Here is an 18688-nt window from a genome sequence, read left to right on the forward strand (position 1 = left end):
CGCAATCGCCCGACCCGCTGCACGCGATGAGGGTTCCGCGCGCCGGGCGATTGCTCATCCCACGCCGAAAGGCGTAAATCAGCTACCGGCTCCGGTCGCGGCTGGATGAAAGACCAGTGGCAGGTCACTGGCGGCGGGTCGCCACACGACACGACCGATGTCCGGAAACCTTCTTCTCCGCGATCATGCTCGCCGCAACCGTCTTGTTCTGGCTGTCAAAAGCAATGAGTCTGGGCCCTAGTTAACGATGAACTCCGCGTGAAGCGCACCGGCGGCATGGATCGATTTCAATATATCGATCATGTCGCGTGGGCTGACTCCGAGAGCATTGAGCCCGGCAACTACATCTGACAGCGAGCTTGTTTCTGGAACTTCAGCCATTCTGAGTCCGGGCTCATTCTCAAGAGAAACGCCTGTGCGCGGCACCACAACAGTCTCTCCGCGTGCGAATGGATTAGGCTGAATTGCCAAAGGTTGCTCTTGAACACGTAAGGTGAGATTACCCTGACTAACCGCGACATGCGAAATTCGTACATCTTCTCCCATCACGATTGTACCGGAGCGTTGATCCACGACAACACGAGCGCGCTGCTGAGGCTCTACATCAAGATTTTCGATGCGGCCGATTGCATGCGCAGTTGAGCTCATATTGGCTCTCTCCAAATCTAGTGAAACAGTCCCTGCATCCATCATGGTAGCTACTCGCGAGCCGAACTCTCTATTGATTGCTCGCTCGATCCGTCCTGCAGTAGTAAAATCAGGATTTTTTAAGGCCAATCGTACGGTTCGAAGGCTTCCTAGATCGAAAGCGATTTCGCGTTCGACGCGGGCACCCGAAGGGATAGAGCCGGACGTCGGTACGCCTTGAACAACCGAGGCTGCTTGGCCTTGGACTGAGACACCTCCCGATAGGATGGTCCCTTGTGCAACAGCATAAATCTCTCCATCGGCCGCGTTGAGCGGAGTCATGACGAGAGTCCCGCCGAGAAGACTCTTGGCATCTCCGATCGCGGAAACGGTTACATCGATCTGGCTTCCCGCCCGGGCGAAAGGGGGTAAGGTTGCTGTCACGAGAACGGCCGCAACGTTTTTAGGGCGCAGCTGTTCGCCAGACACATTCACTCCCAATCGCTCCAATACGTTCGACATAATTTCTTCGGTGAAGGGGGCATTGCGCAAGCCGTCGCCTGTACCGTTCAGGCCTACCACCAGACCATAGCCAACTAAGTCGTTCCCACGCACTCCATCGAATTCGACCAGATCCTTGATGCGGATCGAGGCTGCGGAAGCAAAAGCTGGCAGTAGGGTTAGCAGAATGAGCAAAGCAATACGCATCAGAGATAGTCCGTCAGCGACAGTTGTGTGAGGCGAGAGGTCAGTGTGTAGAGCGTTTCGAGCTGTGTCTGAACCGCTTCGAGTGCCGTAGCTGTGTCGTACTCATCAATTCCAATGAGTTTGTTCTTCGCAATGGACAGCGATGATTTTTCGCTCTCATTGGAGGTCTGCGCTGTCGCGATTTGTTCTTCGACCGTTCCAACGACACCACGCAATTCGGAAAGTGCGCTATCGGAGGCGACGAGTTGTTCACTCGCACCACGGACGAGGTTGACGCGCAGGTCGTCATCGTCTGGCACAGACCCTCTTGCCACCAACGCTGCTGTCGCCAGGCCTTTCAGTGTGTCGCGGATTTCTTGGCTGGCTGCCGTGGCAGGAAAATCGACGCTTTGGCTGTCGGATATGCTCAAGCCGGCTACGGTTTCGGTGCTTCCAGAAAATGCGATGTCCATGAAGCCGCCGGAGCCCTGCGGAGCGTCGAACCATGCGTCTATTGCGGTGGAGATATCGCCAGACGTCGTCAATCCGTTGATCGCCGTTTCCAGAGATGACAGGATCGTGTCGCTCGAGGCAAGAGGCTGAGTCGATGTCGACGTTCCGGAGAAAACATACCGGCCAGAAATCTTCGTGTTGAGTGTAGAGATGGCAGAGTCGAAGTTGCGGGATGCCTCCTGCAACGCGACGTCGAATGAAGACGATTTGATGTCAGATGACGCAGATAAGAGAGATGCTCCCGAAGTTGCAGCCAAATTTTGTACCTGTTCGAGGCTGGACTGCATCGACGACGTGTAAATGGTCGCGAGGTCCGCGTTTTTGGTGTAGCTTGCGATGCGGTCCAGAGAAGCATCAATGGATGAGAGCGCCCGAAAGTCGCCCTTGACCGCCTTGCCTAGATTACTTTGTACCCCGGTGGTGAGCTCTTCGGAGAGCGCGTTCATCGTCTGCTTGAGCTGTGCGTTATGTCGGCGCATTTGGTAGGACTGCGCCATGTCTCCAACGGATAGATAGTTCATCTCACAGCTCCAGAATTGTCTGCATCATTTCATCAATCGCTGAGATGACCTTCGCATTCGCCGAATAGGCCGTCTCAACCTGAAGAAGCGTTTGCATCTCCTGATCGGTGTCCACACCTTGCGCCAACAATTGTTGAGAAGCCGTTTCCATTCTGGCGACAGCATAGGTTTGTCTGGATTGTGCGGTCTGGTTCGCTGTCGAGATGATGGACAACATGCTCGCCGCGAATTCGGATGCGCTACGCGGAGTCGAGCCGTAGTCTCCAGAGTTTGCTACCTTCCCTGCGCTAAGTGCGTCTTGAAGGCTGCTGAGTAGGGTTGCGTTTCCAACGGTTCCTTCGGCCGTTGCCGCTAGGCCATCACGCAGCCGCCAGACCGCCCCTCCAGTTGAGGGGTCCACCGCCGCGTTAATCTTGATTCGCTCCGCGAGCCCAACCTCATCCGCTGTGTCTAGCGCCGAGCCTCCATCGGTAAACAATCCAGGGTCGCCGGCGGAAAGCGTAGGATCCACCGCAGTCCCCTCAAAGCGTTCGATCAGGTTTCGGGCCAGCGCATCTACATTCGCTTGGGCTTCTGGCGCGAGCTCGTCGCGGATAGAAAATGCAGCCGAGAGGCTTCCCCCACCGAGTGCGCCAGAGTCGAGAGTTGAAACCGCCCGACCGTTCACAGTCAGGCCCGACAGGGCACCTGATTCCAGTGTCATATCAGCCGTCATCGTCCCGACCTTCTCGAAGCCGATGGTCGCGGCCGTCGCGTCGAGAAGCGCCAGCCCATTCGCAGTGTACAGCGCGACCTGATTCCCCGCACGGTCCAGCGTTTGGACCGGGACGATACTTGAAATTTCATCGATCAGCGTCTGCCGCTGATCCATCAGTGAGTTCGCATCCGCTCCCGATGCGATCGTCCGTGTTATCGCGCGGTTCAGGTCCTCGATCTGCGAAAGAGACGAGTTCAGCTTCTCGACTTGCGCAGCGATTGAACTGTCCGCCTCTAGGCGCGCGTCCTGAATGCCATCCGATATGTCATTGAGCTTGCTAGCCACATCTTTTGCCGCAGTCACCGCATTGGTGAGCGCTGTCGTGCTTTCCGGGGAGGCGGTTGCCTCGATAAGCGCTGAATCGAATGTAGAGAGAGTTTTGCTCAGCGATCCTGTCGCGTCGTCGGTCCCAATCAGGGATTCGATGCTCGTATGGAAATCCGCGATTGCAGTGGCATTCGCCGCGCCAGCATTCGCCAGGCGCGACTCCTTGACCAGAGAATCGCTCACCTGACGGGAAATCGCTGTCACGCTGACGCCGCCGTTGCTCAGCGACGTCAGTGTGGCTTCGCGCCGCGCGTAGCCGGCGGTCAGGGCGTTCGACGTGTTCGACGCCACAACCTCGGCCATGCGCGACGCCGCGGACAGGCCGGAGACTGCATTGTTCAACGCATTCGAGATACTCATTCAGGCAGTCTCCTCTAGCCCGCGATGGCTTAGCGCTTCATGTTCGTGGTTTCCTGCAGCATCTCGTCGACGGTCTGGATGACCTTCGCATTCGACGAGTAGGCACGCTGCGTCTGGATCAGATTGGTAAGTTCTTCCGCCACATCGACGGTCGAGCTCTCGCGCGAGTAGCCTTCGATCGTCCCGGTCGGGCCGTCGCCGGCATCCCAGAGGTAGAACGAACCCGAGGTCGAGGAGACCTTGAAGGTCTGATTGTCGAGAGAGCTGAGCCCGTTGGTATTCGACACGTCGACGAGCGGAATCTGATACAGCGTTTTGACAAAACCAGTATCGTAGGTGGCCTTGATGTAACCCTTTTCGTCGATCTCGATACCGCTGAGGTTGCCGACAGGCGAGCCATCTTTGGTGATCGAGGTCGGATCGAACGTATCCGAGAGTTGGGTCAGGCCGGTGGTGGATCCGATCTTGCCGATGTTGATGGTCAGCGGATTGTTGGGGTCGCCGCCCAGATTGACGGTCAAGGTGCCATTCGACGAATCGTAATTTGCGCCGGTCGCCGAAGCCAGCGTGCCGCCGCTGCCGCGCGAATCGTCGAAGGTGAGGTCGGCCGTGTCCAGGACGCCGGTGCCGTCCGCGATCGACATGGTCCAGGTATTGGTGCCGGTCGGCTCGAAGGTCACCGTGAGGTTCTGGGCGGCACCGAGGTTGTCGTAATATTCGATGGTGGTCGTATAGCCGGCCGGATCGGCATCGGCGGCTGGCAGGTTGACCCCAAGCGTGATCGCTGTCGTCGGGTCCGCAGCGGTCTGGTTGGCGTTGATCACCACCGGCTGCAGCCCCGAGATCGAATCGCGGATCTGCGTGGTCGAAGCAATGGAGCCATCCGCATTTGCCGGCCAGCCGAGCAGCACGAGGCCGGATTCGGTCCGCAGGACGCCGTCGGAATCGGTGGCGAAGGAGCCCGTCGTCGTCATCAGCAGCTCGTCATTGCTGCCGTTCAGGGAGGTGGTAGTCGTCACCGGCAGGAAGCCACGCCCGTTCACCGCGAGGTCCATCGAGTTCGAGGTGGACACCAGGGAACCGTTTTCGCTGATCAGACGCGAGGTGCTCGCCCGGACGCCGCCCGCCGAATAGGTCCCGGCACTGCGGTTTTGCGTCAGCACCATGCTTTCGAAATCCGTCGTGGCCTTCTTGTAACCGTAGGTTCCCGAGTTTGCGATGTTGTCGGAAATGGTGGCGAGGCGGGTGGAGTTCGCTGCAAGCCCGGCAACGCCGGCGGTGAGCGAGGAGGAAATGGACATGAAAGCGCCTTTCTGCTGCTGGTGTCCCTGAGTGTCCTGACCTTGCGGCCGGTGATCTTAAAATCGACCTAACGACTGAAATTATAAGAAATTGCTTGGATTTACCGGCCCTTGCGCAGCAAGATCACCTCGATCCGGTTGTTGCGAATCGACATTGCCGCCTTCGCCGCGGGCTTGCGGTCGGCAAAGCCAGTGACGCGCTGGACGCGTTTGCGATCAAACCCCGCCTGCTCCAGCAAGCCGCGCACCACTTGCGCCCGTTCGGAAGAGAGATCCCAGACCGGGTCCACCCGCAGAACTTCGGGATAGGAGCGCACATATCCGTTTACGGCGATCTGGTTGTCGACAAGGCCAAATACCCGGATCAGCATTTGTGTGATTTCACCGAGAATCGGCTCCGGGGTCGCGCTGTCGGCGGCAAACAGGGGCTCGTTCTCCAGATCGAAGAATTCCACGATCAGCCCCTCGTCCGTCACCCGCGTGACGATTCGCCGCGCGAGCTTGTCGCTCGCCATGGATTCGCCGGTGCGCCCGGAAAGGGTCTTGTCGATCTCGCGTGCGACCGTGTTGAATTCGTCCTCCGATTGCGCATCGGGGTTTTGCCCCATCTCCTCGGATCCCTTGGACTGCTTTTGCGCGGTCGCGTTCTGAAAGACGGCGCCTGTGCCGGAATGGGCCATTTTCTCGTCGGTGAACATCGAATCGCCGCCGAATGCCCCGCTTCCCCCGCCCGAAATCCGGTTCACCGGGATCGTCGGGTTGAAGTAATCCGCAATGCCCTTGCGCTGCTTCTCCGTGGTGGCATTGAGCAGCCACATCAGCAGGAAGAACGCCATCATGGCGGTCACGAAGTCCGCATAGGCGACCTTCCAGGCGCCGCCATGATGGCCGCCGCCGGCAATGACATTCTTCCGCTTGATGACAATCGGAGCCGAATTGTCGCTCTTTTTCATCCGTCCATCCGCCAGCCAGGAAAGGTTACCGATCGCGGACGGTATACCTGCGGTGACTTAACGTCGGTTTAAGCTGAAAATGCGCGCGACAGGCCGGGGCGTCTTGCTTGCCCGGCGGCGCGGTCTATCATCGCGCCCATGAACGGCCCGCTTCCCCCGCTTGAGGACCTCATCGCCTGTCCGCACTGCGACACGCTGCACCGCGCCACCGCGCTGATGGCGCAGGAGCGCGCCGCCTGTGCGCGCTGCGGCAGCCTGCTGATGACCCCGCGGGACCGGTCTTTCCTGCATGTCATGGCGCTGGCCTTCACCGCGATGATCCTGATGATTGCGGCGATCTTCTTCCCGTTTTTGGGAATCTCGTCGCATGGATTCGGCCATGAGAGCTCGGTTTTCGAGGTCGCCATGGCCTTCTCCGATGGCTGGCTTGCGCCCCTGTCGCTGGCGGTTCTGGGCTCCATCGCGGCGCTGCCGGTGCTGCGCTTTGCCGGGCTGATCTACACGCTCTGGCCGCTGGCGAACGGCCGCCCCGCCTGGAGGCACGCGCGCCGCGTGTTTCGTCTGGTCGAGGAGCTGCAGCCCTGGTCCATGGCGGAGATCTTCGTCATCGGCACCGGCGTTGCCCTGGTGAAGATCGCGGGGCTTGCCTCCATTTCCTTTGGCCCGGCCTTCTGGGCCTTCTGTGCGCTGATCATCGTGACTGTGCTCAAGAACATCTACATGAGCAAATGGGCGATCTGGGAGGCAATCGACAGATGAGCGAGCGCTTCCTGACCGCCACCGATGCCGGGCTGACCGGCTGCACCGAATGTGGGCGGGTGTGGGCTGCGGGCACCCAAAGGTGCGGGCGCTGCGGCACGCAGCTGCATCCGGTCGCGCCGCGCAGCCTGCAGAAGGTCTGGGCCTGGTGGTGGGCGGGGCTGATTTTCTACATACCGGCCAATCTCTATCCGATGCTGCTCACCAACGCCCTTGGAACGCATACCGAAAGCACCATCATCGGCGGCGCGGTGGAGCTGGCCGAACATGGCAGCTGGCCGATCGCGCTCATCATTCTCGCCGCCTCGGTGATGATCCCGATCTGCAAATTCGTCGCCATCGCCTATCTCGCGCTGATCGTCGCGCGGCCGTCGCAGGCGGGGGGCAAGCCGCATCTTCTGCTCTATGATGTGGTCGAATTCATCGGCCGCTGGTCGATGATCGACGTATTCGTGGTGGCGATCCTGTCCTCGCTGGTGCAGCTGGGCTTCGTAGCCTCAATCCACCCCGGCCCGGCCGCGGCCGCTTTCGCGCTATCCGTCGCCTTCACCATGCTGTCGGCGCAAGCCTTCGATCCGCGCCTGATCTGGCGCGGCCCAGATACAGGGACACCATGACCGAGACGCCCGAACCCGCCGAACTGAAGAAATCCCCGGCCTCGGATCCTATCTGGAGCCGGGTTTCCGTCGTCTGGCTGGTGCCGCTGCTGGCGCTGGCGGTGACGCTCGGTGTCGCCTGGCACAGCTATTCCGACCGCGGCATGCTGATCGAGATCGACTTTGCCGACGCGACCGGGATCACCCCCAACGAAACCCAGCTGAAATTCCGCGAAGTGACGGTCGGGACCGTCGAGACCGTGGGCTTCAGCGCCGATCTGCAATCGGTGAAGGTGGGGGTGCGGGTGCACAAGGATGTCGCGCCCTATATCGACAAGGATGCGCGGTTCTGGCTGGTGCGCCCCGAGGTCTCCGCTCAGGGGATTTCGCGGCTGGATACGGTTCTATCGGGGACCTTCATCGAAGGCTGGTGGGACGCGCAGCCGAGCCAGCAGCAGAGCGTGTTTCAGGGGCTCGAACGGCCCCCCGTCGCCCCGGATCCGACCAAGGGCACGGTGGTGGAGCTGAGCGCCGCCGATGCGGGCGGCCTCGCCGAAGGCGCGCCGATCATCTACCGCGGGCTCACGGTGGGGCGGATCCAGAACCTGCGGCTGAATGCGGCGGGCACCGGGGTCATCGTCGATGCCTATGTGGAGGCACCCTACGATGCCCGCATGACCACGATGACACGGTTCTGGAATACGTCGGGGGTCTCGTTCTCGCTGGGCACGGGCGGCGTGAGCCTCTCGGTGCGCTCGCTCGCCTCGCTGGTGCAGGGGGGCGTCGAATTCGACACCCTGACCAGCGGCGGCGGGATCGTCGAGAATGGCCGCGGCTTCCGGCTCTATGAAAGCGCGGAGGCCGCCAAGACCTCGATCTTCGGCACCGATGCGATCGACCCGCCGCATTTCGTGCTGCTGTTCGACGATCCGGTGGACGGGCTCGCGCGCGGCGCGAAGGTGCAGTTCCGCGGGGTCGAGGCGGGCGAAGTCACCGATATCTCGATCCGGGTGCAGACGGATGCCGCCGGAACCCGCTACGCCCAGCAGCAGGTGATCATCGCGCTGTCTCCGGAGCGGCTGGGCCTGACCCGCGATGCCGATGCCGCCACCCTGACCGATTTCCTGGCGCAGGAGGTGCGGGGCGGCCTGCGCGCGCGCGTCGCGGGAACCGGGCTTCTGGGCACGACCCTGGTGGTCGAGCTGGTCGATGTGCCCGATCAGCCTCCGGCCACCATCGCGCTGGAGGCACAGCCCTATCCGACCTTGCCGACGGCCCCCCCCGCGACCAACGATCTGGCGGCTTCTGCGCGCGATGTGGTCGGCCGGGTGGCCAATCTGCCGATCGAGAAGCTGATGGATTCGGCGATCCGCACGCTGGATTCCATCGCGGCCATCGCCGATAGCCAGGAAACCCGCGCCGTGCCGGTGAACCTGTCGAAGCTGCTCAATCAGATGCAGGTGCTCGTCGCGCAGCTCAATGAAGCGGATGCCGCGGGCAAGGCCGCCGCGGCCATGACCGGCCTGACCGATGCTGCGGGCAGCGTGATGACGCAGTTCGAGGGCTTCGGCGATACGCTGGCGGCCACCACGCGCGCGGCCGATGCCGTGGGCCAGATGCCGCTGGGCGATATCGGGCGCAACATCGACGGCACGATCACGCAGCTGCGCGGCATGCTGGGCTCCGAGGATGCGGCGCAGCTGCCGAAGGCGCTCGCTGATACGCTGCAGGAAACCGCGGCGCTTCTGGCCGAGCTGCGCGCCGGGGGCGCGGCAGACAAGCTGAACGGCACGCTGAGCGCCACGCAGGACGCGGCCCAGGCGATCCGCGGCGCCACTGACCGCGTGCCGGAGCTGACCGGGCGGCTCGATACCCTGGTGCGTGACGCGCAGGTCATGGTGAATGCCTACAGCGCGCGCAGTGATTTCAACAACCAGCTCGTCGCCACCATGCGCGAGCTGCAGCGCGCGACCCAGGCCTTCGGCTCGCTCGCGCGCATGATCGAACGCAACCCGCGCGCCTTCATCCTTGGCCGCTGACGGAGGACCCAGATGCCCCGCTTCTCCTTGCTTCTCGCGCTGGCACTGGCCGCCTGTTCGGGCGATGTCGCGCGCTTCGCCATAGACCCGGCGCCGGTCGCCCGGGCTTATCCGGACCGGATCGGCACGGCCGAGCTGCGCGAGGTCTCCTTGCCGCAATATGCCGCCGATCAGGAGATCGCCGCGCAATCTGAGGACGGAGCGCTCCGCTCCAATCCGAAGGAGATCTGGGCCGACAATCCGCCGCGGGCGGTGACGCTGGCGCTCGCCCGGCAGATCTCGCAGCTTTCCGGCGCCACGGTGATCGCCGAGCCCTGGCCGCTGAGCGATCTGCCCGCGCGCCGGATCGAGGTTCGGGTGGAGCAGTTCGTGCCGACGGCGCAGGGCATGGTGCGGCTCAGCGGGCTCTATTTCGTCACGCCGCAGGGCGGTGGCGGCGGCGATCTGATGCGCCGGTTCGACCTGAGCGTGCCGGTACAGGGCGAGGGCGCTGCGGCCACGGTGGCGGCGCAATCCGAGGCGCTGACCCAGCTCGCCCGGCGGATCGCGCAGCTGCAATAATGCGCTTGCAGCGTGGGCGGAAGCATGTAATTTAGAACCGTTCTAAAAACGGGTGCCCCATGTTTTCCGGCCTTGCCTCCCGACGCCGCTTCTCCGACCTGTCCGAACAGGAGGTTCTGGCCCTCGCGATTTCCTCCGAGGAAGACGACGCCCGGATCTACCGCACCTATGCCGAGCGCCTGCGCGCGCAATACCCGGCCTCGGCTGCGGTCTTCGAGGGGATGGCCGCGGAGGAGGACGAGCACCGCCGCCGCCTGATCGAGCGCCACCAGGCCCGCTTCGGCGAGGTGATCCCGCTGATCCGGCGCGAGCACGTGGCGGGCTACTACACCCGCAAGCCGATCTGGCTCACCGCGAACCTGTCGCTCGAGAAGATCCGCGGCGAGGCGGAGGCGATGGAGCGCGATGCCGCCCGGTTCTATATCCTGGCCGCGCAGCGCACCCAGGACGCCGAGACCCGGATCCTGCTCGGCGATCTGGCTGCGGCCGAACAGGGCCACGAAAAGAAGGCCGAAGAGCTCGAAGCCGCGAACCTGACCACCGATGCCAAGGACGAGGAGGACCGCGCCGCCTACCGTCAGTTCATCCTGACCTGGGTGCAGCCGGGCCTCGCGGGGCTGATGGATGGTTCTGTCTCCACCCTGGCGCCGATCTTCGCCACCGCTTTCGCCACACAGAACAGCCATACCACGCTTCTCGTCGGCCTCGCATCGGCAGTGGGGGCGGGGATCTCCATGGGCTTCACCGAGGCCGCCCATGACGATGGCGTCATCTCCGGCCGCGGCAGCCCGCTGAAGCGCGGCCTCGCCTCGGGGATCATGACGGCGGTGGGCGGCCTCGGCCATGCGCTGCCCTATCTGATCCCGGATTTCTGGACGGCGACGATCGTCGCGATGATGGTGGTCTTCGTGGAGCTCTGGGCCATCGCCTGGATCCAGAACAAATACATGGAAACGCCCTTCCTGCGGGCGGTGATGCAGGTGGTGGTCGGGGGCGCGCTGGTGTTCCTGGCGGGGACGCTCATCGGGGGTGGCTGACACCGCCCGCGCGTGCTAGCGCTGGAGCATGTTGGCGATCTTCCTCAAGACCTTGCCGTTCTTCGGCCTGATCGGGCTCGGTTGGGCGGCGGGCCGGGTGCGGTTCTTCCCGCCCGAAGCCACCGCCGCGTTGACCCGTTTCGTCTTTTATTTCGCGCTGTCGGCGATGCTGTTTCGCTTCGCCGCCACCCTGCCCATCGAGCAACTGTTCGACCCGGTCTTCGTCGCGGCCTATCTGGCGGGCTCGGCCGTGGTCTGGGCGCTGTGCTTTGCGGTGGCGCGCCTGCGCGGCCTGCCGCTCGCCGATGCCGCGATGGAGGCCCATACCGGCATGACCGGCAATACCGGCTTTCTCGGGGTGCCGATGCTCGTCGTGCTGCTGGGCGAACGCGCGGCGGGCCCGGTGCTGATGGTGCTGACCGCCGACATGATCGTGTTCTCGCCGCTCATCACCATGCTCATCACCGCGTCGCGCCATGGCCGGGTGGCGTTTGGGCCGCTGCTGCTGGGGCTCCTGCGCAATCCGATGATCGTTTCGATGGCGGCGGGGCTCGCCTGGGCGGGGCTGCATCTGCCGATGCCCGCGCCGTTGGCGGAGTTCCTCGCCCTGATCGGGGCCGCGGCCACGCCGGGCGCGCTGTTCGCCATCGGCGCCTCGCTCGCGGCCACATCGGCGCAGCGCGTGGCGCCCGCGGTCTGGCTTTCGTTCGCCAAGCTGGTGCTTCATCCGCTCGCGGTGGCGGCGGCGGCACTCTGGCTGTTCCCGGTGGAGCCTTTCGCGGCTGGCGTCATGATCGCCGCCGCGGCCTTGCCCGTCGCCGGAAACGTCTACATTCTGGCCGCCTATTTCGGGGTGGGGATGCAGCGGGTCTCCACCGCGATCCTGATCTCGACGGCGGTCAGCATCCTGACCATCCCGGGCGTCATTGCCTGGGTTTCGCATCACTAGGAGGGCGCCATGCGCACGATTTCGGAAAACAGGTGCTTCGGCGGCATTCAGGGTGTCTATGCCCATGCCTCGGAGGTCACCGGCTGCGACATGACCTTCGGGCTGTTCCTGCCCGCGAGCGCGATCGAGCGCCCGGCGCCGGTGCTGTGGTATCTCTCGGGGCTGACCTGCACCCATGAAAACGCCATGGTGAAGGCGGGCGCGCAGCGCTTCGCCGCCGAGCACGGGCTGGCGCTGGTGTTCCCCGATACCTCGCCCCGCGGCGAGGGCGTGGCAAATGACGAGGCCTATGACCTGGGCCAGGGCGCGGGCTTCTATGTGAACGCGACGCAGGCGCCCTGGAAGAAGCATTTCCGCATGTGGGACTACCTTGCCGAGGAGCTGCCCCGCGTCGTCACCGCCGGCTTCGAGATTGACGAGGACCGCCAGGCGATCACCGGCCATTCGATGGGCGGCCACGGCGCGCTCACGCTGGCGATGAGCCTGCCCGGCCGCTTCCGCTCCGTCTCGGCCTTCGCGCCGATCGCCAACCCCACCGGCAGCGACTGGGGCCGCAAGCAGTTCACCGCCTACCTTGGCGCCGACGAAAGCCGCTGGCGCGCGCATGACGCCTCGATCCTGATGGCGGAGAAGGGCTTCGACGGCGAAGTGCTGATCGACCAGGGCGGGGCCGACCAGTTCCTCGACCTGCTGCGCCCGGAAACGCTGGCCCAGGCCATGGCCGCGCGCCGCCAGCCCGGCGCCTTCCGCATGCAGAAGGGCTACGATCACAGCTATTTCTTCGTATCGACCTTCATCGAGGATCACATCGCCTTCCATTCGGAGGCGCTCTGGCGGTGATCTGGGTCGATGCCGATGCCTGCCCGGTGAAGGAGGAGGCCGAGCGGGTCGCGACCCGGCTCGGCGTGCCTCTGGCCTTCGTGTCGAATGGCGGGCTCCGGCCTTCGCAAAACCCGCTGGTGCGCATGGTCTATGTCGCCGAAGGGCCGGACGAGGCCGACAAGCATATCGCGGAGCGGGCAGGGCGGGGCGATGTCGTCATCACCAACGATATTCCGCTCGCGGCGAAATGCGTGGCGGCGGGGGCGCGGGTGCTGCGCCCCGATGGCGAGGCGCTGACGCCCGCGAATATCGGCAACGTGCTGGCCACGCGCGACCTGATGGCCGATCTGCGCGCGGCCGATCCGTTCCGGCAGGGCGGCGGGCGCGCCTTCAGCCGCGCCGACAGGTCGCATTTCCTGGAGGCGCTGGACCGGGCGGTGCGGGCCGCGGGGAGGGACAATGGTTGAGGCGGTGATCTTCGATATCGGCAATGTGCTGATCGAATGGCAGCCCGAGCGGCATTACGACCGGATCATGCCGGAGGCCGAGCGCCGGGCGATGTTCGCGGAAATCGACCTGCATGGCATGAACGACCTGATCGACCATGGCGCGCCCTTCCGCGAAACCGTGCTGGCCTGGGCCGACAGATACCCGCGCTGGCGGGCCGAAATCCTGCGCTGGCACGATGACTGGCTGCAGATGGCCGCGCCCGAGATTCCGCATTCGGTGCGCCTCCTGCGCGCGCTGCGGGCGAAGGGGGTGCCGGTGTTCTCGCTCACCAATTTCGGGGTGGAGACCTTCGCGCTCGCGCAGCTGCACTACCCGTTCCTGCGGGAGTTCGACCGTGGCTTCGTTTCGGGCCATCTGCGGATGGCGAAACCGGCGCCCGCAATCTATGAGCGCGTGGAGGCCGAGACCGGGCTCAGCGGCGCGCAGCTTCTCTTCGCCGATGACCGCGCCGACAATATCGCCACCGCCCATATGCGCGGCTGGAAGACGCACCGGTTCGAGGATCCGGCCGGCTGGGCCGCGCGGCTGGTGGCCGAGGGGCTGCTGAGCGCGCGTGAGGCCGGCTGAGCCACGGGAACAGGAAAGGCCCGGCTGCGTTACCTTCGCCTGTGGGAGGAGCGCGCCATGACCACCAGGAACCGGGTCTGCCTCTGGTACGACCATGATGCCGAAGCCGCCGCGGCCTTCTATGCCGCGACATTTCCGGACAGCACCGTCGAAGCCGTGCACCATGCGCCCGCGGATTATCCCTCGGGCCGGAAGGGCGATGTGCTGCTCGTGCTGTTCACCGTCGCGGGGATTCCGTGCTGCGGGCTCAATGGCGGCCCCGTGTTCCGGCACAGCGAGGCCTTCTCCTTTCAGATCGCGACCGACGATCAGGCAGAGACCGACCGCTACTGGGATGCGATCGTGGGCAATGGCGGGGCGGAGAGCGCCTGCGGCTGGTGCTGCGACCGCTGGGGGATCTCGTGGCAGATCACGCCGCGGGTGCTCACGGAGGCGCTGGCCGGGGGCGGGGCCGCGGCGGAGCGCGCCTTCACCGCGATGATGAGCATGGGCCGGATCGACGTCGCGGCGATCGAGGCCGCGATCCGGGGCTGATCAGGCCCGCCGCGCGACGGCGACGTCCAGCAGCTCCAGCACCCTCGCCTCGATGTCGGCCGCGTTCATGCGCGCGGAGGCATACATATCTTCGGGGCTGGCGTGGTCGATGAACGTATCGGGCAGGACCATGGAGCGGAATTTGTAACCGCGGTCGAAGACGCCTTCCTCCGCCAGGAACTGCGCCACATGGCTGCCGAAGCCGCCGATGGCGCCTTCCTCGATGCAGATCAGCGCCTCGTGCTCCGCCACCAGCAGGCGGATCAGCGCGGTGTCGAGCGGCTTGGCGAAGCGCGCATCGGCGACCGTGGGCGCGATGCCGCGCTGGCCGAGCGCCTCGCGCGCCTTCAATACCTCCGCGAGACGGGTGCCGAAGCTCAGGATCGCGACGCGCGCCCCCTCGGCGACGATGCGGCCACGGCCGATCTCCAGCGGTACGCCCTCCTCGGGCATCTCCACGCCCATGCCCTCGCCGCGCGGATAGCGGAAGGCGATCGGGCCGCTGTCATGCGCGGCGGCGGTTGCCACCATATGCACCAGCTCGGCCTCATCGGCCGCGGCCATCACCACCATGCCGGGCAGCGAGGCCATAAAGCCGATATCGAACGCCCCGGCATGGGTCGCGCCATCGGCGCCCACGAGCCCGGCGCGGTCGATCGCGAAACGCACCGGCAGCCGCTGGATCGCCACATCATGGACGATCTGATCGTAGCCGCGCTGCAGGAAGGTGGAATAGATCGCGCAGAACGGCCGCATGCCGGAGGCCGCCAGCCCGGCGGAAAAGGTCACCGCATGCTGCTCGGCGATGCCCACGTCGAAACACCGGCGTGGGAACTGCTTGGCAAAGAGGTCGAGCCCGGTGCCATCGGGCATCGCGGCGGTAATGGCGACGATCTTCTCGTCGCGCCGGGCCTCGCGGATCAGGCTCTCGGCAAAGACCTTGGTATAGCTCGGCGCGTTGGAGGGCGCCTTGTGCTGCGCCCCGGTCGCCACATCGAATCGCGCCGTGGCATGGCCCTTGTCGGCGCGCGCTTCGGCGGGGGCATAGCCCTTGCCCTTGCGGGTGAGCGCATGGATCAGCACCGGCCCCTTGGCGCGGGCCTTCAGCGTGCGCAGGAGCGGCAGCAGCGCGTCCAGGTCGTGCCCGTCCACCGGCCCGACATAGGTGAAGCCCAGCTCCTCGAACAGCGTCCCGCCCACGGCCATGGTCTTCAGCAGTTCCTTCGCCCGGCGCGCGCCCTCCTGGAACGGCTCCGGCAGCAGGCTGACCGCGCCCTTGGCGACGGCCTTCAGGTCCTGCATCGGCGCTTCGGAATAGAGCCGCGTGAGATAGGCCGAAAGGGCCCCGACCGGCGGCGCGATCGACATTTCATTGTCGTTCAGCACCACGAACACCCGTTTGCCGAGATGCCCGCCATGGTTCAGCGCCTCGAAGGCCATACCGCCCGACATCGCGCCATCGCCGATCACGGCAATCGCATCGCCGGTCTCAGCGCCCAGCTCGCGGCCCATCGCGAAGCCCACGGCGGCGGAGATCGAGGTCGAGCTGTGCCCGGCGCCGAACGGGTCGTAGGGGCTTTCCGAGCGCTTGGTGAAGCCCGACAGCCCGTCCTTCATGCGCAGGGTGCGGATCCGCTCCCGCCGCCCGGTGAGGATCTTGTGCGGATAGCACTGATGCCCGACGTCCCAGATGATCTTGTCGCGCGGGGCGTCGAACACGGCATGGAGCGCCACCGTCAGCTCCACCACGCCGAGCCCCGCACCCAGATGCCCGCCGGTCTCCGACACCGCGGAAATCGTTTCCGCGCGCAGCTCCGAGGCGAGCTTTTTCAGCTCGGCATCCGAGAGCGCCTTCATGTCCGAAGGCAGATGCACGCGGTCGAGGGTCGGGGTCTGGCTCATCACTGGCTCACTTGTCGCGGGCGATCACATAACGCGCGGCGTCCCGCAAGGTTTCCGCCTTTTCGCCATAGGGCGCAAGAGCGGCTTCGGCTTCGGCGACCAGCTCGGCGGCGCGCTGCTTGGCGCCCGCGAGCCCGAGGAGCGACACGAAGGTGGCCTTGCCCGCGGCGGCGTCCTTGTGCAGGCGTTTGCCCGCCGCCTGCTCCGAGCCCTCGACATCGAGAATGTCATCGGCGATCTGGAAGGCGAGCCCGAGCGCGCGCGCATAGGCCGCAAGCGGCGCGCGGTCCGCGCCGGCGAGAATCGCCCCCGCTTCGGCCGCAAAAGAGATCAGCGCCCCGGTCTTGCCCGCCTGCAGCCGGGTGATTTCGGCAAGGCTCAGCGGCACGGCAGCGGTTTCGGCCGCAATGTCGAGCGCCTGACCATGGACCATCCCGCCCGCGCCCGAAGCCTCGGCCAGTGCCGCAACCAGCTCGATCCGGTGCGGCCCGAGCGCCGGGGCGGTGCACAGCGCAAAGGCCAGCGTCTGCAGCGCATCGCCCGCCAGAACCGCGGTCGCCTCGTCCCATTTCACATGGACGGTCGGCAGGCCGCGGCGCAGGTCGTCGTCGTCCATGCAGGGCATGTCGTCATGCACGAGGCTGTAGGCATGCAGCGCCTCGACGGCGGTGGCCGCGGGCAGGGCATCCGCCACCCCGAACAGCGCGGCCGATTCCAGCACCAGAAACGCCCGTAGCCGTTTGCCGCCTGTGGCGGCATAGGCCATCGCGTCGCGCAGGCTGCCGGCCGGATAGCGCGCGATCGCTTCGTCCAGCGCGGCGCCCACCGCGCCCTGCACCTGGGCCAGACGTTCGGGAAACATTACAGGCCTTCGACCGGGACCGTGCCATTCGGCGCGCCGTCAGTGCCGAGCGTGATCTTCTCGACCCGCTCCTCGGCTTCCTTCAGCAGCGTCGCGCAGCGCTCCTTCAGCGCAGCCCCGCGCTCATACAGGCGGATCGATTCGTCGAGCGGCACCTCGCCCCGCTCGAGCCGCCCGACGACGCCCTCGAGTTCCTTCATCGCCTGCTCGAAGCTCATCGCGGAGATGTCGGGTTCGCTCATCGCCAGATCCTTTCCTTTTGCCCCGGGGATGCCACGGAAGCCTCGCGGAATCCAGTGCGAGATGGGGGTTTCGGCGGAAATGCGATGATCGGTCGGAGAGGCACCTTTGCGCGGCAGCCGCCGATTCGCGCCGTCGCGCCGGGCACCCGCGGCGCCGCGAAATCCTCGGGCGGGCCATAGACCGGGCCTCCACCCCCTAGGGGGCGACGCATGCGTCAGGCAGCTCGGAGCGGCGTTCTGGCGAAGAGCTGAAACTGGGGCGGATGCTGGAGACGCCGGGGCATTGCCCGCCTGCGTCTCCTCGTTCTGGCCTGCGCCTTGATCAGCCGGGCGCTGGCAAAGGGTAAGGGCCGCTGCATCCGCTCGCGGCCCCCCGAGATCTACGGAGATGGTCCGGTTAGGGTCCTAGATCGGATCCGTCCGTCCCAGCCAGGGTTTTCGACCCTTGGGGTTGCCCTCAGGCCTCGGCCCCCCTGACTGTCCCGACACCTCTCTCCAATATCACTCTAGACACTGGACCACCTCCTTTCATGCGTTGCCGATGAACCAAAGGTGGCACAGATCTGGTATATGGCAAGTTAATTCACGCAATGCGTGGCGCGTGTTTCCAGACAATTGCCCGATAAGGCGTCAATGCGATTATTGCTATAGCAACTTTGACACACCAATCGGCCAGCGCGAGCGAGACCCAGAGCGGAACCTGCGGCCCGATACCGAGCAGCGGCAGCATTTCGCCGGCCCAGCCCATGTCGTTGCCCGGTTCGATGAAGGCGAAGGGCGCGGCAAAGGCGAGGGAGAAGAACAGCGCGGTATCGATACAGGACCCGAGGAAGGATGCCACCAGCGGCGCCTTCCACCAGCTGAACCGGCGCAGCAGGTTGAAGACCGACACATCGCACAATTGCCCGCACAGGAAGGCGAGGCCGGACGCCACTGCGATGCGGAAGCTGACCAGCGCGCCGAATTCGCCATCGATCTGCGAGCCGATCACCGAACAGAGAATGCCCACGACAAACCCTGCGACCACCACCTTGCGCGCGGCGGCCGGCCCCTGCAGGCGATTCGTCAGATCGGTGACGAGGAAGGCGAAGGGATAGGTGAAGGCACCCCAGGTCAGCCATTGGCCGAACAGGTGCTGCACGAGGATATTGGAGGCCACGACGATGACGGTCATGGCGAGAATGCCAGGCAACAGGCGTTTCATGAGATCACCGTTTTTACATGGTAGCGGGGACATGGTCCGAGGACAGGCGGCGCATACG

19 protein-coding genes are annotated in these 18688 nt (G+C 64.8%); 10 read left to right on the plus strand and 9 right to left on the minus strand.

Annotated elements, in window-relative coordinates; genetic code table 11:
- Positions 1-237: 237 nt before the first annotated feature.
- The 5 genes from ACOMG5_RS05785 to ACOMG5_RS05805 all read right to left on the minus strand — a co-directional run bounded on the left by ACOMG5_RS05785 (position 238) and on the right by ACOMG5_RS05805 (position 6046).
- Positions 238-1335: a flagellar basal body P-ring protein FlgI gene (locus tag ACOMG5_RS05785; protein WP_420342845.1), complete on the minus strand. Its 1098-nt coding sequence runs from the start codon at positions 1333-1335 to the stop codon at positions 238-240.
- Positions 1335-2348, minus strand: a complete 1014-nt coding sequence (locus ACOMG5_RS05790) for a flagellin (RefSeq protein ID WP_420342846.1) — start codon at positions 2346-2348, stop codon at positions 1335-1337. The genes ACOMG5_RS05785 and ACOMG5_RS05790 overlap by 1 nt, the downstream gene beginning before the upstream one ends.
- A gap of 1 nt (position 2349) precedes the next feature.
- Positions 2350-3792 carry a flagellar hook-associated protein FlgK gene (gene flgK, locus ACOMG5_RS05795; RefSeq protein WP_420342847.1) on the minus strand — a complete coding sequence of 481 codons (1443 nt, stop codon included), beginning with the start codon at positions 3790-3792 and terminating at the stop codon, positions 2350-2352.
- A gap of 29 nt (positions 3793-3821) precedes the next feature.
- Positions 3822-5093 carry a flagellar hook protein FlgE gene (locus ACOMG5_RS05800; protein ID WP_420342848.1) on the minus strand — a complete coding sequence of 424 codons (1272 nt, stop codon included), beginning with the start codon at positions 5091-5093 and terminating at the stop codon, positions 3822-3824.
- Between the two features lie 101 nt (positions 5094-5194).
- Complete coding sequence (locus ACOMG5_RS05805) at positions 5195-6046, minus strand: flagellar motor protein MotB (protein ID WP_420342849.1); 852 nt, start codon at positions 6044-6046, stop codon at positions 5195-5197.
- Between the two features lie 138 nt (positions 6047-6184).
- Between ACOMG5_RS05805 and ACOMG5_RS05810 the strand changes: the two genes are divergently transcribed.
- The 10 genes from ACOMG5_RS05810 to ACOMG5_RS05855 are packed head-to-tail and all read left to right on the plus strand — an operon-like array spanning position 6185 to position 14420.
- Positions 6185-6805, plus strand: coding sequence for a paraquat-inducible protein A (locus tag ACOMG5_RS05810; RefSeq protein ID WP_420342850.1), 621 nt, complete (start codon positions 6185-6187; stop codon positions 6803-6805).
- Positions 6802-7422, plus strand: a complete 621-nt coding sequence (locus ACOMG5_RS05815; protein ID WP_420342851.1) for a paraquat-inducible protein A — start codon at positions 6802-6804, stop codon at positions 7420-7422. The genes ACOMG5_RS05810 and ACOMG5_RS05815 overlap by 4 nt, the downstream gene beginning before the upstream one ends.
- A complete protein-coding gene (locus tag ACOMG5_RS05820; RefSeq protein ID WP_420342852.1) occupies positions 7419-9440 on the plus strand; it encodes an intermembrane transport protein PqiB in 2022 nt (673 codons plus the stop codon). Before ACOMG5_RS05815 ends, ACOMG5_RS05820 begins: the two co-directional genes overlap by 4 nt.
- 12 nt (positions 9441-9452) lie before the next feature.
- On the plus strand, positions 9453-10001 hold the full coding sequence (locus tag ACOMG5_RS05825) for a PqiC family protein (protein WP_420342853.1): 549 nt from the start codon (positions 9453-9455) through the stop codon (positions 9999-10001).
- 59 nt (positions 10002-10060) lie between these two features.
- Positions 10061-11038, plus strand: a complete 978-nt coding sequence (mbfA, locus tag ACOMG5_RS05830) for an iron exporter MbfA (protein ID WP_420342854.1) — start codon at positions 10061-10063, stop codon at positions 11036-11038.
- A gap of 28 nt (positions 11039-11066) precedes the next feature.
- Positions 11067-11987, plus strand: a complete 921-nt coding sequence (locus ACOMG5_RS05835; protein ID WP_420342855.1) for an AEC family transporter — start codon at positions 11067-11069, stop codon at positions 11985-11987.
- A gap of 9 nt (positions 11988-11996) precedes the next feature.
- Complete coding sequence (gene fghA / locus ACOMG5_RS05840) at positions 11997-12827, plus strand: S-formylglutathione hydrolase (protein ID WP_420342856.1); 831 nt, start codon at positions 11997-11999, stop codon at positions 12825-12827.
- The gene (locus tag ACOMG5_RS05845) at positions 12824-13276 is read left to right on the plus strand and encodes a YaiI/YqxD family protein (RefSeq protein ID WP_420342857.1); all 453 of its coding nucleotides are present in this window, start codon (positions 12824-12826) and stop codon (positions 13274-13276) included. Before fghA ends, ACOMG5_RS05845 begins: the two co-directional genes overlap by 4 nt.
- The gene (locus tag ACOMG5_RS05850; RefSeq protein WP_420342858.1) at positions 13269-13886 is read left to right on the plus strand and encodes an HAD family hydrolase; all 618 of its coding nucleotides are present in this window, start codon (positions 13269-13271) and stop codon (positions 13884-13886) included. Before ACOMG5_RS05845 ends, ACOMG5_RS05850 begins: the two co-directional genes overlap by 8 nt.
- 57 nt (positions 13887-13943) lie before the next feature.
- Positions 13944-14420 (plus strand): VOC family protein, encoded by a 477-nt coding sequence (locus ACOMG5_RS05855; protein ID WP_420342859.1) that lies wholly within the window; start codon positions 13944-13946, stop codon positions 14418-14420.
- Here the strand turns inward: ACOMG5_RS05855 and dxs are convergent, their stop codons facing one another.
- The 4 genes from dxs to ACOMG5_RS05875 all read right to left on the minus strand — a co-directional run bounded on the left by dxs (position 14421) and on the right by ACOMG5_RS05875 (position 18600).
- On the minus strand, positions 14421-16322 hold the full coding sequence (dxs, locus tag ACOMG5_RS05860) for a 1-deoxy-D-xylulose-5-phosphate synthase (protein ID WP_420342860.1): 1902 nt from the start codon (positions 16320-16322) through the stop codon (positions 14421-14423).
- A 7-nt stretch (positions 16323-16329) separates the two neighbouring features.
- A complete protein-coding gene (locus tag ACOMG5_RS05865) occupies positions 16330-17184 on the minus strand; it encodes a polyprenyl synthetase family protein (protein WP_420342861.1) in 855 nt (284 codons plus the stop codon).
- Positions 17184-17426 (minus strand): exodeoxyribonuclease VII small subunit, encoded by a 243-nt coding sequence (locus ACOMG5_RS05870; RefSeq protein ID WP_420342862.1) that lies wholly within the window; start codon positions 17424-17426, stop codon positions 17184-17186. Before ACOMG5_RS05870 ends, ACOMG5_RS05865 begins: the two co-directional genes overlap by 1 nt.
- 583 nt (positions 17427-18009) lie before the next feature.
- Positions 18010-18600, minus strand: a complete 591-nt coding sequence (locus tag ACOMG5_RS05875; protein ID WP_420342863.1) for a queuosine precursor transporter — start codon at positions 18598-18600, stop codon at positions 18010-18012.
- Positions 18601-18688 lie beyond the last annotated feature (88 nt).

Origin of the sequence: Paenirhodobacter sp., assembly GCF_041916475.1 — a bacterium.
GTDB lineage: Bacteria > Pseudomonadota > Alphaproteobacteria > Rhodobacterales > Rhodobacteraceae > Rhodobacter.

Excerpts from the sequence above, each read along its gene's own strand:
- ACOMG5_RS05820 (WP_420342852.1), top strand. The coding sequence starts at position 7,419 with ATGACCGAGACGCCCGAACCCGCCGAACTGAAGAAATCCCCGGCCTCG.
- ACOMG5_RS05825 (WP_420342853.1), top strand. The coding sequence starts at position 9,453 with ATGCCCCGCTTCTCCTTGCTTCTCGCGCTGGCACTGGCCGCCTGTTCG.
- dxs (WP_420342860.1), bottom strand. The coding sequence starts at position 16,322 with ATGAGCCAGACCCCGACCCTCGACCGCGTGCATCTGCCTTCGGACATG.
- fghA (WP_420342856.1), top strand. The coding sequence starts at position 11,997 with ATGCGCACGATTTCGGAAAACAGGTGCTTCGGCGGCATTCAGGGTGTC.
- ACOMG5_RS05855 (WP_420342859.1), top strand. The coding sequence starts at position 13,944 with ATGACCACCAGGAACCGGGTCTGCCTCTGGTACGACCATGATGCCGAA.
- mbfA (WP_420342854.1), top strand. The coding sequence starts at position 10,061 with ATGTTTTCCGGCCTTGCCTCCCGACGCCGCTTCTCCGACCTGTCCGAA.
- ACOMG5_RS05805 (WP_420342849.1), bottom strand. The coding sequence starts at position 6,046 with ATGAAAAAGAGCGACAATTCGGCTCCGATTGTCATCAAGCGGAAGAAT.
- ACOMG5_RS05800 (WP_420342848.1), bottom strand. The coding sequence starts at position 5,093 with ATGTCCATTTCCTCCTCGCTCACCGCCGGCGTTGCCGGGCTTGCAGCG.
- ACOMG5_RS05810 (WP_420342850.1), top strand. The coding sequence starts at position 6,185 with ATGAACGGCCCGCTTCCCCCGCTTGAGGACCTCATCGCCTGTCCGCAC.
- ACOMG5_RS05870 (WP_420342862.1), bottom strand. The coding sequence starts at position 17,426 with ATGAGCGAACCCGACATCTCCGCGATGAGCTTCGAGCAGGCGATGAAG.
- ACOMG5_RS05875 (WP_420342863.1), bottom strand. The coding sequence starts at position 18,600 with ATGACCGTCATCGTCGTGGCCTCCAATATCCTCGTGCAGCACCTGTTC.
- ACOMG5_RS05835 (WP_420342855.1), top strand. The coding sequence starts at position 11,067 with ATGTTGGCGATCTTCCTCAAGACCTTGCCGTTCTTCGGCCTGATCGGG.
- ACOMG5_RS05850 (WP_420342858.1), top strand. The coding sequence starts at position 13,269 with ATGGTTGAGGCGGTGATCTTCGATATCGGCAATGTGCTGATCGAATGG.
- ACOMG5_RS05785 (WP_420342845.1), bottom strand. The coding sequence starts at position 1,335 with ATGCGTATTGCTTTGCTCATTCTGCTAACCCTACTGCCAGCTTTTGCT.
- ACOMG5_RS05815 (WP_420342851.1), top strand. The coding sequence starts at position 6,802 with ATGAGCGAGCGCTTCCTGACCGCCACCGATGCCGGGCTGACCGGCTGC.
- flgK (WP_420342847.1), bottom strand. The coding sequence starts at position 3,792 with ATGAGTATCTCGAATGCGTTGAACAATGCAGTCTCCGGCCTGTCCGCG.
- ACOMG5_RS05865 (WP_420342861.1), bottom strand. The coding sequence starts at position 17,184 with ATGTTTCCCGAACGTCTGGCCCAGGTGCAGGGCGCGGTGGGCGCCGCG.
- ACOMG5_RS05790 (WP_420342846.1), bottom strand. The coding sequence starts at position 2,348 with ATGAACTATCTATCCGTTGGAGACATGGCGCAGTCCTACCAAATGCGC.